Below are 13,248 nucleotides of genomic sequence, written 5' to 3' on the forward strand. Positions count from 1 at the left end.
TATTGAGGTGTCAGGTGTTAAAAATTACGCCATATCTTGAGTTCGATGATGAGGCGCACCAACTACACGATCGTACCTGTGGCGCCACGATAGGGCTGAGCTTTTCCGAGTCGGCGGTATTGGCTCACCTGCTTTCGCAGCCCGATGCCATCTGCGACAAGGAGGCCTTGATTGCCGTGGGTTGGCCCGATCGTGTGGTGGCGGCAACCTCGCTGACTCAATGCATCAGCACCCTGCGCAAGAAGCTGGAACCCTTTCCAGAGATACAGTTAAAGACCATAGCCCGGCGTGGCTATCAGCTCCATGTATCGCCTAAATCCCATGTGACCATGTTGGCGGTAAGCGATGCGGGCTCGATCAAAGATGCGCTCATCGATGTCTCCCTTATGGTTAAGGTCAGCGGCATTTTGATCTTGCTGGGGATAGTGTCGACCCTCTGGTATCAGAGTGATTATCACCAGGTGATGAAGCATGCGGCCAGATGGGCCTCGGATCATGAGATCAATCTTAATATTGGTGGTACCACCCGGCCCGTGACGCTGATTAATCCTAAGGGGGTAGATAGCCTGCACCCTTCCATGTGGCAGAAGCATATCGCACCTGAGAGCAATAGCATCCAAGGGTTTAACAATTTTGGCGGCTTTGCCTTTACCGATGGCAACCATTATTCGATGGCGCTCTGCGATCTGGATGAGCGCGGCGAGTGTCGCCGGGACAAGATAGTCAACCTGACGGCGATCGATCTTACCCCGGCGGGGCTCAACATGGTGGAATTTGTCGAGCTGAGTAAGCGGATGGAGGAGCGGATTCGCTATAACCGCATCCTTATCCCGCCTGGCGAAGCTGGCGGTGACCTGGTGGAACACCACTACAATGGTGATGTCTATTTTCCCGTGGCCGACGAGTTGTTGGTGCGCGCCGACATAGGGATCTCTCTGGTGTATGAGCAGCCCCTCGGCGGCAAGTTTTACTCCCGCGCCTGTATCACGGATCAGGACTGTCTAACCACGCCGATTAAGTATCAGATCCGCGGCGAGTTCGAGCAGTATCGCCAGAAGCTGGGGCAACTGGATGTGGACGTGTTTCATGTGAAGGTGAGGCAGAAAGATCTCATCATGCCCGATGTGGTGAGCGCCTCGGCGATGCATTTCTATCGCGAGATCCGCAAGCACAACATTCGCGATGAGGAGCTGTTTTATATGCGGGTCCATGCCGACAACGGCACGGCGGTGTGGGTGGTGCCTCTGCTGGGCAGCCTGGTGGCCTGGACCAAATATGAGAAGGTAGCGCTTTAGCCGAATCGTGTTAGGGCTTGAATCAAGTTAGCCCCGGCCTCGCGGACCAGGGCTAAGCGCAGATGAGATTTACTTGATGAAGGCGAAGGCGTCGCCGTAGAGGTGTTCCTCTTCGACGCCTATCTCGCGGAAGACTTCTCGGGCGGCGCCGACCATGTCGAAACGACCGGCGATATAGATGTCGTAGCCGTTGAGGCTGACATAGTCTTGCTTGATTTGGGCCAACAGATTGGCCGTCTTACCCTGCCAATCTGGCGTCGACTCTTCTACCACGGGCACGAAATGTAGCCAGGGGTGATCCTGGTGCCACTGGCGCGCCAGCGATTCATAGTACATGGCATTCTGGTTACGACAGCCCCAGTAGAGGGTGGTTTCGACTTTCTGATCCAGGGCGATCGCCTGCTCGACGATACTCTTGATGTAAGAGAAGCCAGTGCCACCTGCGATCAGCAGTCGTGGTCTGTGGCTGTCGCTGCGCAGGAAGGCTTCGCCGCCCGGCGCCTCGATGTCGATATATTCGCTCTGCTGTAAACGTTCGACCACCTGCATGGGGTAGCTTTCGCTGACGGCCGCGCCAATGTGCAGCTCAATCTGCTCGCTACCCGGCGCCGAGGCGATAGAGAAGGGACGTTTATCTTTTTCACCCATTACGACGCAAAGGTACTGACCAGCCTTAAATTCGAAGCTGGTTTCTGGGGTTAATGCTACCTGATAGACGGCATCATTAAAGGCGGTAACATGTTCAACTTTACAGCGTATGGTGTTCATTGGTTTTCCTTTCAGACCCTCTCTGTGGAGGTTTAGCACCTCTGAATACCCGATTAAATTGTTCAGGTATTCAAAGGGTTAACTTCTTTGATTTATTTTTAAAATTCAGACGATTAGTTTACGCCTGATATTGATTATAGTGTCGGGGCATCGTCTATGCCCAGGTCATCCCAGATCGCATCGATTCTCTGTTTGACCGCTTCGTCCATGACGATGGGGGTGCCCCACTCGCGGTTGGTTTCCCCTTCCCACTTGTTGGTGGCATCCATCCCCATCTTGGAGCCGAGTCCGGCCACAGGAGAGGCGAAATCCAGGTAGTCGATAGGGGTGTTGTCTATCATGACGGTATCGCGCTTTGGATCCATCCGGGTGGTGATCGCCCAGATAACATCGTTCCAGTCGCGGCAGTTGACATCCTCATCCACTATGATGATGAACTTGGTGTACATAAACTGGCGCAGGAAGGACCAGGCGCCCATCATCACCCGCTTGGCGTGCCCTGGATATTGCTTGCGGATGGAGATCACCGCCATGCGATAGGAGCAGCCTTCTGGCGGCAGATAGAAGTCGACGATCTCTGGGTATTGCTTACGCAAGATAGGCACGAATACCTCGTTCAGTGCCACCCCCAGCATGGCGGGCTCATCGGGTGGCCTGCCGGTATAGGTGCTGTGGTAGATGGCGTCGCGCCTATGGCTCACATGGGTCACTGTGAACACGGGGAACTCGTCGGTTTCGTTGTAGTAACCCGTGTGATCCCCGTAGGGGCCCTCTTCGGCCATCTCGCCCGGTTCGATATAACCTTCGAGGATGATCTCGCTGGTGGCGGGCACCTCGAGATCGCAGCTCAGCGCTTTACATACTTCGGTGCGCTCGCCGCGCAGCAGGCCGGCAAAGGCGTATTCGCTCATGGCGTCGGGCACAGGCGTCACGGCGCCTAAGATGGTCACGGGGTCGGCGCCCAGCGCCACCACAACCGGGTAACGTTCGCCCGGATGCTGCTCTTTGAAGTCTTTGAAGTCCAGTGCGCCGCCGCGATGATCCAGCCAGCGCATGATCAGCTTGTTCTTGCCTAGTAGCTGCTGGCGGTAGATACCTAAGTTTTGTCGCTTCTGCCTCGGGCCCTTGGTAATGGTCAGTCCCCAGGTCACCAGCGGAGCCACGTCGCCAGGCCAGCAGTGCTGAATAGGCAGCTTGGTGAGATCCACCTCATCGCCGCTGACCACCACCTCCTGGCAAGGGGCGTTGCGCACCGTCTTGGGCGGCATGTTCAGCGCCTGCTTGAACATAGGGATCTTGGAGATGGCATCTTTAAAGCCGCGTGGCGGTTCAGGTTCCTTGAGGAAGGCCAGCAGCTCACCCACATCGCGCAGGGCGAGGGGATCTTCCTTGCCCAGGGCCATGGCAACGCGTTTTGGGGTGCCAAACAAGTTGGCCAGCACAGGCATTGTCTTGCCGACAGGATTTTCAAACAGCAGCGCCGGGCCCTTGGCTCTCAGCACACGATCGGCGATCTCTGTCATCTCCAGATGGGGATCGACAGGGTGGGCGATACGCTTAAGTTCGCCATTGGCTTCGAGGTGATCGATAAAACTGCGTAAATCCTTAAAACTCATTTGGAAATACTCGCGTTGAGAAAAATGTGATATGGCGCGCACTATACCATTTATGGGCGCTATTCCCAAATAGCTTGCGTCGGCTTTGCGACCCCGGCATGACAAGATTTTCAGGGGGTATAATTAAGGGTAAGATGCGATAAACCCCTTGAGAGTGAGGTGGCAAGATGAAGCCCGATATGAAACCTTTATTGCTCCTGGCGAGCGTGCTCTGGCTCGGCGCCTTGCCGCCCGTGTCTAACTCTGCCTGGGCGCTCAAGATAGACGATGAATTTGAGATAGATCCTGATTTTGGCGTGGACCCAGATTGGGAGTATCGCCCCGACTGGGACAGAGACTTCTATGATCCCTGGCGCTGGCGTATTGGCATAGGCACTGGCTTTCCCTACTGGCGCCATGGCAGCTATGGCTATTGGCGTGATGGCTGGCGTTACCCCTATCGTTACCAGCCGCGCAAATACCGCAAGCCGAAACCCATCGCACCGCCGCAGCAAGTCACCACAAGTTTTACCCAGAGCGATGCCATTAAGAGCCTGCCAGCTAATGCCAGGGTGAGGGTGAAAGAGGGCAGAACTGTATATGAATGGCAAGGGGTGGAATATATCTACGACTGGAATAGCGACAGCTACGTCAAGCTTAAGTAGCTGTCACTCTGTTGCTTCTCTATTAGCGATTAGATGGGCTGCAGCCAGCGCTCGCTTCTAAACCAATAGTAGTGCTCGGGATCGTTGGAGAAGGCGACCCTGTGGGCCTTGCCGGTGATCTCTTCGCGTGGAACGAAGCCGATGACGCGTGAGTCGGCGCTGGCGTCGCGATTATCCCCAAGCGCCAGGTAGTGCCCCTCGGGGACAGTTACCGGGCCGAAATTGGCCAGCCTCGAGGGCTGGTCATTCAGCCTGATGGCGTGGGATTTGCCGGGCAGGGCCTCTTGCCAAACGCTAAAGGCTCTTTGTCCATCGCTAAGGGCTTCTTTCCCTTGGCAAAAGGCTTTTTCGGTATTCTCTGTAAGTGCCAGTGGCTCGGTGCGATAGTTGAGGGCCACGCCGTTAAGATAGAGGCGGTTGTTGCGCATCGCCAGAGTGTCGCCAGGCAGGCCTATGATGCGTTTGACCAGCTTCTTGTCGGCCTTGGCCGAGTCGAAGGTGATTATGTCGCCACGCTCCGGGTCGGCCAGCTTCATCAGGCTGACATGGGTGAAGGGCAGGCGCAGATCGTAGGCCATCTTGTTCACCAGTATGCGGTCGCCCTGCACTATGGTGGGCAGCATGGAGCCGCTGGGCACATGGTTCCAGTCGGCCACCGCGCTACGAAATATTAGGGTCTGTTGACCTTTCCTGTTTGTTTTTGCAGCAGTTTGCAGGTTATTGATACAAGGCGGAGCCTGTACCGTGTAGTTATTCTACACAAACTGGCGACAACGCCGTAGAAATGGCCTGCAAGCGCTGCCCAAAGGGTTCATCTCAACGCGCCCTGCTCAGTGTTGTTCGCAATTGCCATAGTATAACTATGCTTCATTGCTTACGCCTTGAGCATAACGCGGTGAGATTGAACAAAAATTAAACCTGAAAGATCAACAGGCCCTCGCATCAGGCCGATAAATAGAATGAACTGGCGGTGGTGTTTCACTTGTCGCATCACTTTTTTTAGCATACCAACTCCTTGGAAAGTAAAGTGTCTTAGCATCAGACGCCGCATCGCCCAAGTGGTTCCTGCTGTGTTATCCCAGAAGCGTAAGCAAATATTTTTGCTCTGCCGAGCTCGGCATTGATATAGTGCTGCCTGTTGTCCTAAGGCCATACCCATGGAGAGAGAATGAAGTACCAGTGGATATTATTTGACGCCGATGAAACCCTGTTTCATTTCGACGCCTTTAAAGGATTACAGTTGATGTTTTCGCGCTTCGGTGTGGATTTCACCCTAGCCGATTTCGAAGAGTATCAAACGGTTAATCTGCCTTTGTGGGTGGATTATCAAGACGGCAAGATCAGCGCCCGTCACCTGCAGGTGACCCGTTTTGAGCGTTGGGCCGAGAAGCTTTCTGTGACCGCCGAGCACCTTAATTCGGCGTTTCTCACGGCCATGGCCGACATCTGCACCCTGCTGCCTGGCGCCGCCGAGCTGGTGGATGCACTCTATGGCAAGGTGAAGATGGGGATCATCACCAATGGCTTTACCGACCTGCAGACGGTACGTCTACAGCGTACCGGCTTGCTGCATGCCTTCTCGCCCGTGGTGATCTCGGAAGAGGTGGGGGTGGCTAAACCCGACGTGGCGATCTTCGAACACGCACTGTCGCAGATGGCTCATCCGCCCAGAGAGCATGTGTTGATGGTGGGAGATAATCCTCATTCGGATATTCAGGGTGGGCTTAACGCCGGCTTCGATACCTGTTGGCTCAACCGCGCCAGTCAGCCAGTCCCCGAGGGGATCACGCCGCACTATCAGGTGGCATCACTCACCGAGCTGCACGACCTGCTGCTTAAGGGCTAATGCCTAACGGGTTAACAGCCCGAATCCACAATCTCGAAACTTGGGCCCTGGGTAGTACTCAGGGCCTGTGTGTATTTGAGGTAGCAGTTCTCACTACTGGACTTCTTGCTTGGGTGCATGAAGCGGATAAAGGGCTCGGCTTTGTTATTGTGAAAGTACCAGTCGGCCGGGTCATCGGCGTTGAACACGGCATCGGCAAAGCTGGCCTCGAGCAGGAGATCCCATGCGTGGGCCGAGTCGGCGGCCGGGTAACCATAGGCGAGCTCTACCTGATCGCCGTTGAGGCTTATGTTTGTGCTGGCCTGTGTCTGCAGGTTTTCCAGACTCGCCTTGGTAAACACCAGGGGCAGGGTGCCGCTCATCTCGCTCTTGAGTCCCTGTAGGGCGGCGATGCGGGCATCGGACTGGATATTGATGAAACGTGGCAGGGCAATGGTGGCAAGAATGCCGAGTATGATGACAGTGATGACAAGTTCAATCAGGGTAAATCCGTTACGTTTCATCTTGCTACCTGGGGTTGGCTTTGTGCCTATACTACACCCTGAGCAGGCATTTGATCCTTAAAATAGGTCCGAAAAGGTTGTTTTTAACGCATTTGTCATCGAAAAATGCCTTAATGGATTATTTGTTGCTCAGTTAGTGAAATTTAGGCTTTACATTTAAAGTCCATTTCCTTACTATTCTCGGCGTTCGGAGAGATGGCAGAGTGGTCGAATGCACCGGTCTTGAAAACCGGCACGGGTTTATAGCCCGTCTAGGGTTCAAATCCCTATCTCTCCGCCACATTAAGAAAAAGGGCTTCCAGAAATGGAAGCCCTTTTTCGTTCTAGCGCTAGTTAAGTTTTATCTAAGCGACTAAGCAAACAAAAGCATTTTGAACCCAGGGTTCCTAATATTTAGATCTGGTTATCCCTCAGCCTCATTAACAAAGCCCGATTTATAGCGGGCTTTGTGCTATCTAGCATATAGCATTTGAGTCATAGCCGGGTTCCTAATATTTAAATCTGGCTATCTCTCTATCACATTAAGAGAAAGGGCTTCCAGAAATGGAAGCCCTTTTTCGTTCTAGCCCTTTTTCGTTCTAGCCCTTTTTTGTTCTAGCGCTAGCTAAGTTCTACCTAAGCGACTAAGCAAACATAAGCACTTTGAACCTAGGGTTCCTAATATTTAGGTTTGGCTTCCTATCGATTCCATTTTGCTAGCCCATCGGCATCTGTGCCTGGGGGTTAACCCTAGTGCTTCTTTCCTTGCTTTAATTCAGTCTAACCCAACCTCAGTTGCATATGTGCTGCATAATTATTCGCCAACGTGAATAGGCAAGTGGCTGTCAATCGGGGAAAATCGGGCCGGTTTTGCTGGGAACTTACGAGTAGATAAGTAGGCGCTAATGGGCTTGTGGCTCACAAAATTACCGGCTTTTGTGATCGGTTTTGGTGTTTTTAAGGTTTAAAAATTGTTAAATGTGGCGTTTTTATCGCTAATTTGAATAAATTTTAAACATCAGGCTGGATTCCCGCTTTCTTTTACCGAGCGCTTTTTGCTATGCTCCCGCGGCATAAAAATACAGTGTAAATGATTCGCATTTTTTCAATTGCTGTCGATCGCATTCCAATTTTGGACTGATCTATTGAAACCTACTCCTAGTCATTTTCTGGCCGACGCACAGCGTGACCTCGCCCGGCTGGCAATTAGTCATCAGAAACAGTTGGCCTATCTGTTAAGCCTGCTGTTGCTCTGCTATTGCCTCTCCGTGGTGATCTCCAGCTATTTAGATAGCCGTGAGCTGATGCAGCTGTTGTCAGACTGGCTGCTTTGGGAGTCCTTCGATCTCTCCATGATGGGGCCTGTGTTCATCAGCCCGCTGTTCATCTATCCATATCTCTGTCTCTGTTTCATCGCTTATCAGCTGTTTTGCCTCCTGGCTTCCCAAGGGCCAGGCTACCCACTGCTGACATGCGATCTTAAGAGCGTCGAACATGACGCTCACGGCTGTCGCGCCCCTCCAAGCCTAACACTCTGTTTATAAAATACTTTAAGTATCCTTAGCCGCTTAATTTTCGCAGCTTGAGCCCTATTTTGCGCTCTATGCTTGCCCCTTGCTGGCCCGGATACCCTTGCCAAGCCCATTTGGCAATCTCATAAACTAGGGTTAGAGGAATATTCCTTGTGTTAATTCGAAACTTTGCCAAAGCAAGCTGTGCCATGGCGGCGCTGATGTTGGCAGGCTGTGAAGGTGGCGTACTCGATCCAAAGGGACAGGTGGGGATCGATGAGAAGCAGTTGATCGTGATTGCCACCTTGTTGATGTTGATCGTGGTGATCCCTGTGATCGTCATGACCTTGTACTTCGCCTGGAAGTATCGCGACGGTCGCGATCATGAAATCTATGCACCTAAGTGGGCGCACTCTAAGACGATCGAATTGGTGGTCTGGTGTGTGCCTATCGTCATTGTCGGCATTCTGGGTGTGATCACCTGGCATTCGACCCATAAGCTGGACCCTTATCAACCGCTGGAGCATGAGGCCGAGCCGATCACCGTCGAGGTGGTGTCACTCAACTGGAAGTGGTTGTTTATCTATCCTGAGCAGGGCATCGCCTCGGTCAACGAGCTGGCGTTTCCTGCCAATGTGCCGGTGAACTTTAAGATCAGTTCCGACACGGCCATGAACTCCTTCTTCATTCCCCAGCTGGGTAGCCAGATCTACTCCATGGCGGGCATGACCACTAAGCTGCATCTGATCGCCAACGAGCCAGGTACCTACAAGGGGATCTCGGCCAACTACAGTGGCGCGGGCTTTACCGGCATGAAATTTAATGCCATCGCGACGCCTACCCGCGACGATTTCAACGCCTGGGTTGCCAAGGTGAAGCGCGAAGGCGCGGCGCTCGGCCCAGAGAGTTATCGCGAACTGGCGAAAGAGAGCAGCAATAATCCCGTGAGCTACTACGCCTCGGTCAGTGACGGCCTGTTTGAGCAGATCGTTATGCAGTACATGCATCACCACCAGATGCCTGCCCATGAGGGCATGGCGATGCCGGCCGTCACTTTACACGGGCAGTCACACGAGCAGGTGCATGCATCTGAGTCATCTAACACGACGGGAGGCGAACACTAATGTCGTCTTTTCTTGGAAAATTAACACTGGATGCGGTTCCCTTCCACGAACCCATCATCATGGTGACCCTGGCTGCGGTCGCCGTGATAGGCCTTGTTATCGCGGCCCTGATCACCAAGCATAAGAAATGGGGCCCTCTGTGGCGCGACTGGCTGACCTCGGTCGACCATAAACGCCTGGGGATCATGTATATCCTGCTGGCCTTCGTCATGCTGATCCGTGGCTTCTCCGATGCCATCATGATGCGCACTCAACAGGCCATGGCCACCAATGGCGCCGCCGGCTACCTGCCGCCCGAGCACTATGACCAGATCTTCACCGCCCATGGCGTCATCATGATCATCTTCATGGCGATGCCCTTCATGATTGGCCTGATGAACCTGGTGTTACCGCTGCAGATAGGCGCGCGCGACGTTGCCTTTCCGTTTCTGAATAACCTCAGTTTCTGGTTGACCGCCTCCGGCGCCGTGCTGATCAACATCTCTCTTGGGGTGGGTGAGTTCGCCAAGACAGGTTGGGTGGCCTATCCGCCGCTGTCTGAGCTGGCCTTCAGTCCCGGGGTTGGGGTCGATTACTATATCTGGGCGCTGCAGATCTCCGGCATAGGGACCACCCTCACCGGGGTCAACTTCCTGGTGACTGTGCTTAAGATGCGCGCGCCGGGCATGAAGTTGATGCAGATGCCGATCTTCACCTGGACCTGTACCTGGGCCAACATACTGATCGTCGCCTCGTTCCCGATCCTGACGGCTGTGCTGGCCATGCTGACCCTGGACAGATACATGGATTTCCACTTCTTCACCAACGAAGGCGGTGGTAATGCCATGATGTATATCAACCTGTTCTGGGCTTGGGGACACCCAGAGGTGTATATCCTGATCCTGCCGGCCTTCGGTATCTTCTCCGAGGTGATCTCAACCTTCACCGCCAAGCGTCTGTTTGGTTACAAGTCTATGGTTTGGGCCAGCGGCGCCATCTCAATTCTGGGCTTCATCGTCTGGTTGCATCACTTCTTTACCATGGGCTCGAGTGCCAACGTCAACGCCTTCTTCGGGGTGATGACCATGGTGATTGCCGTGCCGACCGGGGTGAAGCTGTTTAACTGGCTGTTTACCATTTACCGCGGACGCCTGAAGCTAACGGTGCCCGTGCTCTGGACCCTGGGCTTCATGGTGACCTTCACCATAGGCGGCATGACAGGTGTGTTGCTGGCGGTGCCCGGCGCCGACTATGTGCTACACAACAGCTTGTTCTTGATCGCGCATTTCCATAACACCATCATAGGCGGCGCCGTGTTTGGCTACCTGGCAGGCTTTGCCTTCTGGTTCCCTAAGGCGACCGGTTTCCACCTCAACGAACGTCTGGGTAAGGCGGCATTCTGGTGCTGGCAGGTGGGCTTCTATGTCGCCTTCATGCCGCTGTATGTGCTGGGCTTCCTCGGCATGACACGTCGTCTCAATCAGACAGATAACCCTGACTGGAACTTCTGGATCTATCTGGCGGCGGTCGGTGCCTGCATCATCTTCGTCGGCATTGTGCTGCAGTTCGTTCAGCTGTACGTGAGTATCCGCGATCGTGAGCAGAACCGCGACACCACCGGCGACCCTTGGAATGGTCACACCCTTGAGTGGTCGACCGCCTCGCCACCTCAGTTCTATAACTTTGCCCGTTTGCCTCAGGTCGTCGATATCGACGCCTTCACCCATGCCAAGGAGCAGGGCCAGGCCTATCAGATGCAGGAGAGCTACAAGCCGATCCACATGCCGAAGAATACAGGCCATGGGGTTTGGATGGCCCTTGGGATCACCGCCGCCGGCTTTGCCGCCATCTGGCACATCCTCTGGCTAGCCATCGCAGGTTTCCTGGGCGCCTTCATCGTCTTCCTGATGCGAGCCTACGACACAGACACCGACTACTACGTGCAGGGCGATGAGGTTAAGCGTATCGAAACCGCACACCTGAACAAATTATCTAAGGGGCAGATATGAGTATTGCTATCCCAGCTGACCTGAGTGTTACCCAGGTCGAGACCCTACATGAGGAGCACCATGATACCGGCGAGAACACCTTGCTGGGCTTCTGGATCTACCTGATGACCGACTGCATCCTGTTTGCCTCGGCCTTCGCTACCTATGCCGTGCTCTACATGAACACAGACGGCGGCGTGTCGGGCAAGGATATCTTCGAGTTGGACTTTGTCCTGATTGAAACCGCGGCGCTGCTGCTCAGTAGTATCACCTATGGTCTGGCGTTGATCTTTGCCAAGCGTCATCACAAGGGGGCGACCCTGGCCTGGTTGGCGGTGACCTTCGCCCTAGGCTGTGTGTTTATCGGCATGGAGGTGAACGAGTTTCATCACCTGATCCTCGAGGGCAATGGCCCACAGCGTAGCGCCTTCCTCTCCGCCTTCTTTGCCCTGGTGGGCATGCATGGTCTGCACGTGAGTGCCGGCCTGGTGTGGATGGCGATCATGATGCTTGAGGTGGTTAAGCGCAGCACGGGCGGACGCACCCTGACTCGCCTGAACTGCCTCAGCCTGTTCTGGCATTTCCTGGACATCGTCTGGATCTGCGTGTTCACCGTGGTTTATCTGATGGGGGTCTTATTATGAGCCAAGCCACTACCCATGGTCAGGACGATCTGGCCGCCAGCATCAAGTCCTATCTTACCGGCTTCCTGCTCTCTGTGGTGTTGACCGGCATTCCCTTCTGGGCGGTGATGACTCACAGTCTGGAGACCTCGACCACCCTGGTCATAGTGCTGGTGTTGGCCGTGGTGCAGATTCTGGTGCATCTTAAGTATTTCTTGCACCTGGATTTTTCCAAGGAAGGCAAGGTGAATACCCTGTCGTTTATGTTTACTGCCCTGGTGATTGTCATGGTGGTTGGCCTGTCGGTGTGGATCATCTACGCCGCCAACGACCTCATGATGTAGGAGATGCTGCATGATTAGGCATTCGACCTCAACTCAGGTGGCCGCGCCCTTGGGGGCTTATCTTCAGGTGACCAAACCCGGGATTATCATGGGAAACCTCATCGCCGTGGTGGGCGGGTTTCTCTTGGCCGCCAGGGGGGAGGTCGATGCCGTCTTGATGCTGGCGACGCTGGTGGGGCTCTCTCTGGTGGTGGCCTCAGGCTGCGCCATCAACAACTATATCGACCGGGATATCGACGCCAAGATGCAGCGCACCTGCCGTAGGGCAACGGTGACCGGCGCTATCTCACTTAAGCAGGTACTTGGCTTAGGCATAGCCCTGGGCGTACTCGGCTTTGGCCTGCTGGGCTGGTTTACCAACCTGGCGGCCTTGCTGTTTGCCGCCTTCGGTTACCTGGTTTACGTGGGGCTCTACAGCCTCTATATGAAGCGTAACTCCGTCTATGGCACCCTGGTCGGTAGCCTCTCGGGCGCCTTGCCGCCCGTGGTGGGTTACTGCGCCGTGACCGGCAGGATAGATGGCGCTGCGTTGATCCTGCTGGCCATGTTCAGCCTGTGGCAGATGCCGCACTCCTATGCCATCGCCATCTTTCGCTTTAAGGACTATGAGGCGGCCAATATTCCTGTGCTGCCCGTGGCCCAAGGCGTAGAGAAGGCCAAGCTGCATATCGTCTTCTACATTGCTCTGTTCGCCCTGGTATCAACCCTGCTACCCCTGGCGGGTTATACCGGGGTGGGCTTTATGGCGGTGAGTTGCGTGACCAGCTTCTGGTGGCTACTGATGGCGCTGAAAGGCTATCGCAGCGATGTGAACCTGCTGCGTTGGTCGCGCCAGGTGTTCGGTTTCTCGATACTGACCATAGCTATTTTGAGCCTCACCATGGCGCTGGACTTTCAGGTGGCCGATCAGGTGCCGCTGCTGGCCATGTTGGGCTAGAAGTTGCGCTAGCAGTTGCGCTATCTGCAGCGTTAGTCGCAGGGTTATAAGAAAGCAAAAGGCGACCCATCAGGGTCGCCTTTTTTATTGT

Annotated in this window: 14 protein-coding genes and 1 tRNA gene; 10 read left to right on the forward strand and 5 right to left on the reverse strand. The window is 54.4% G+C overall.

The annotated features are described in order from the left end of the window. Positions 1-14 precede the first annotated feature (14 nt). Positions 15-1,295 carry a winged helix-turn-helix domain-containing protein gene (locus K0H81_RS01865; protein ID WP_220059688.1) on the forward strand — a complete coding sequence of 427 codons (1,281 nt, stop codon included), beginning with the start codon at positions 15-17 and terminating at the stop codon, positions 1,293-1,295. A 69-nt stretch (positions 1,296-1,364) separates the two neighbouring features. Here K0H81_RS01865 and fre read toward each other — a convergent pair whose 3' ends face one another. Then, positions 1,365-2,063, reverse strand: a complete 699-nt coding sequence (gene fre / locus K0H81_RS01870; RefSeq protein WP_220059689.1) for an NAD(P)H-flavin reductase — start codon at positions 2,061-2,063, stop codon at positions 1,365-1,367. Between the two features lie 134 nt (positions 2,064-2,197). Continuing rightward, positions 2,198-3,679 carry a 4-hydroxy-3-polyprenylbenzoate decarboxylase gene (gene ubiD / locus K0H81_RS01875; RefSeq protein WP_144200074.1) on the reverse strand — a complete coding sequence of 494 codons (1,482 nt, stop codon included), beginning with the start codon at positions 3,677-3,679 and terminating at the stop codon, positions 2,198-2,200. 179 nt (positions 3,680-3,858) lie between these two features. Here ubiD and K0H81_RS01880 point away from each other — a divergent pair, with 179 nt between their 5' ends. Then, a complete protein-coding gene (locus K0H81_RS01880) occupies positions 3,859-4,323 on the forward strand; it encodes a hypothetical protein (RefSeq protein ID WP_220059690.1) in 465 nt (154 codons plus the stop codon). A 29-nt stretch (positions 4,324-4,352) separates the two neighbouring features. Here K0H81_RS01880 and lepB read toward each other — a convergent pair whose 3' ends face one another. Continuing rightward, the gene (gene lepB / locus K0H81_RS01885; protein WP_434086880.1) at positions 4,353-4,946 is read right to left on the reverse strand and encodes a signal peptidase I; all 594 of its coding nucleotides are present in this window, start codon (positions 4,944-4,946) and stop codon (positions 4,353-4,355) included. Positions 4,947-5,197: 251 nt separating this feature from the next. Beyond that, entirely contained in the window at positions 5,198-5,329 is a 132-nt protein-coding gene (locus tag K0H81_RS20215) for a hypothetical protein (RefSeq protein ID WP_258406157.1), read from the reverse strand. A 162-nt stretch (positions 5,330-5,491) separates the two neighbouring features. Here K0H81_RS20215 and yjjG point away from each other — a divergent pair, with 162 nt between their 5' ends. Beyond that, positions 5,492-6,169 (forward strand): pyrimidine 5'-nucleotidase, encoded by a 678-nt coding sequence (gene yjjG / locus K0H81_RS01895; RefSeq protein ID WP_220059691.1) that lies wholly within the window; start codon positions 5,492-5,494, stop codon positions 6,167-6,169. An 11-nt stretch (positions 6,170-6,180) separates the two neighbouring features. Here yjjG and K0H81_RS20300 read toward each other — a convergent pair whose 3' ends face one another. Then, positions 6,181-6,672 (reverse strand): type IV pilin protein, encoded by a 492-nt coding sequence (locus K0H81_RS20300; protein ID WP_011864170.1) that lies wholly within the window; start codon positions 6,670-6,672, stop codon positions 6,181-6,183. A gap of 189 nt (positions 6,673-6,861) precedes the next feature. Between K0H81_RS20300 and K0H81_RS01905 the strand changes: the two genes are divergently transcribed. The 7 genes from K0H81_RS01905 to cyoE all read left to right on the forward strand — a co-directional run bounded on the left by K0H81_RS01905 (position 6,862) and on the right by cyoE (position 13,157). Then, positions 6,862-6,952: transfer RNA gene (locus K0H81_RS01905), tRNA-Ser, on the forward strand. Between the two features lie 844 nt (positions 6,953-7,796). After that, positions 7,797-8,195, forward strand: a complete 399-nt coding sequence (locus K0H81_RS01910; RefSeq protein ID WP_041406303.1) for a hypothetical protein — start codon at positions 7,797-7,799, stop codon at positions 8,193-8,195. 140 nt (positions 8,196-8,335) lie between these two features. Further along, positions 8,336-9,286: a ubiquinol oxidase subunit II gene (cyoA, locus tag K0H81_RS01915; RefSeq protein ID WP_220059692.1), complete on the forward strand. Its 951-nt coding sequence runs from the start codon at positions 8,336-8,338 to the stop codon at positions 9,284-9,286. Beyond that, entirely contained in the window at positions 9,286-11,274 is a 1,989-nt protein-coding gene (cyoB, locus tag K0H81_RS01920) for a cytochrome o ubiquinol oxidase subunit I (protein WP_220059693.1), read from the forward strand. Before cyoA ends, cyoB begins: the two co-directional genes overlap by 1 nt. After that, positions 11,271-11,897, forward strand: a complete 627-nt coding sequence (cyoC, locus tag K0H81_RS01925; RefSeq protein ID WP_220059694.1) for a cytochrome o ubiquinol oxidase subunit III — start codon at positions 11,271-11,273, stop codon at positions 11,895-11,897. The genes cyoB and cyoC overlap by 4 nt, the downstream gene beginning before the upstream one ends. Further along, complete coding sequence (gene cyoD, locus K0H81_RS01930) at positions 11,894-12,220, forward strand: cytochrome o ubiquinol oxidase subunit IV (protein ID WP_220059695.1); 327 nt, start codon at positions 11,894-11,896, stop codon at positions 12,218-12,220. Before cyoC ends, cyoD begins: the two co-directional genes overlap by 4 nt. Before the next feature lie 10 nt (positions 12,221-12,230). After that, on the forward strand, positions 12,231-13,157 hold the full coding sequence (gene cyoE / locus K0H81_RS01935) for a heme o synthase (protein ID WP_220059696.1): 927 nt from the start codon (positions 12,231-12,233) through the stop codon (positions 13,155-13,157). The last annotated feature ends 91 nt before the right edge of the window (positions 13,158-13,248 follow it).

Origin of the sequence: Shewanella halotolerans, from assembly GCF_019457535.1 — a bacterium.
In the GTDB taxonomy this organism is placed as follows: Bacteria; Pseudomonadota; Gammaproteobacteria; order Enterobacterales; family Shewanellaceae; genus Shewanella; species Shewanella halotolerans.

What these genes read in the sequence shown, in the direction of transcription:
- fre (WP_220059689.1), bottom strand. Translation starts at nt 2,063, where the DNA reads ATGAACACCATACGCTGTAAAGTTGAACATGTTACCGCCTTTAATGAT.
- ubiD (WP_144200074.1), bottom strand. Translation starts at nt 3,679, where the DNA reads ATGAGTTTTAAGGATTTACGCAGTTTTATCGATCACCTCGAAGCCAAT.
- K0H81_RS01880 (WP_220059690.1), top strand. Translation starts at nt 3,859, where the DNA reads ATGAAACCTTTATTGCTCCTGGCGAGCGTGCTCTGGCTCGGCGCCTTG.
- lepB (WP_434086880.1), bottom strand. Translation starts at nt 4,946, where the DNA reads ATGCTGCCCACCATAGTGCAGGGCGACCGCATACTGGTGAACAAGATG.
- K0H81_RS20215 (WP_258406157.1), bottom strand. Translation starts at nt 5,329, where the DNA reads ATGCTAAAAAAAGTGATGCGACAAGTGAAACACCACCGCCAGTTCATT.
- yjjG (WP_220059691.1), top strand. Translation starts at nt 5,492, where the DNA reads ATGAAGTACCAGTGGATATTATTTGACGCCGATGAAACCCTGTTTCAT.
- K0H81_RS20300 (WP_011864170.1), bottom strand. Translation starts at nt 6,672, where the DNA reads ATGAAACGTAACGGATTTACCCTGATTGAACTTGTCATCACTGTCATC.
- cyoB (WP_220059693.1), top strand. Translation starts at nt 9,286, where the DNA reads ATGTCGTCTTTTCTTGGAAAATTAACACTGGATGCGGTTCCCTTCCAC.
- cyoC (WP_220059694.1), top strand. Translation starts at nt 11,271, where the DNA reads ATGAGTATTGCTATCCCAGCTGACCTGAGTGTTACCCAGGTCGAGACC.
- cyoD (WP_220059695.1), top strand. Translation starts at nt 11,894, where the DNA reads ATGAGCCAAGCCACTACCCATGGTCAGGACGATCTGGCCGCCAGCATC.
- cyoE (WP_220059696.1), top strand. Translation starts at nt 12,231, where the DNA reads ATGATTAGGCATTCGACCTCAACTCAGGTGGCCGCGCCCTTGGGGGCT.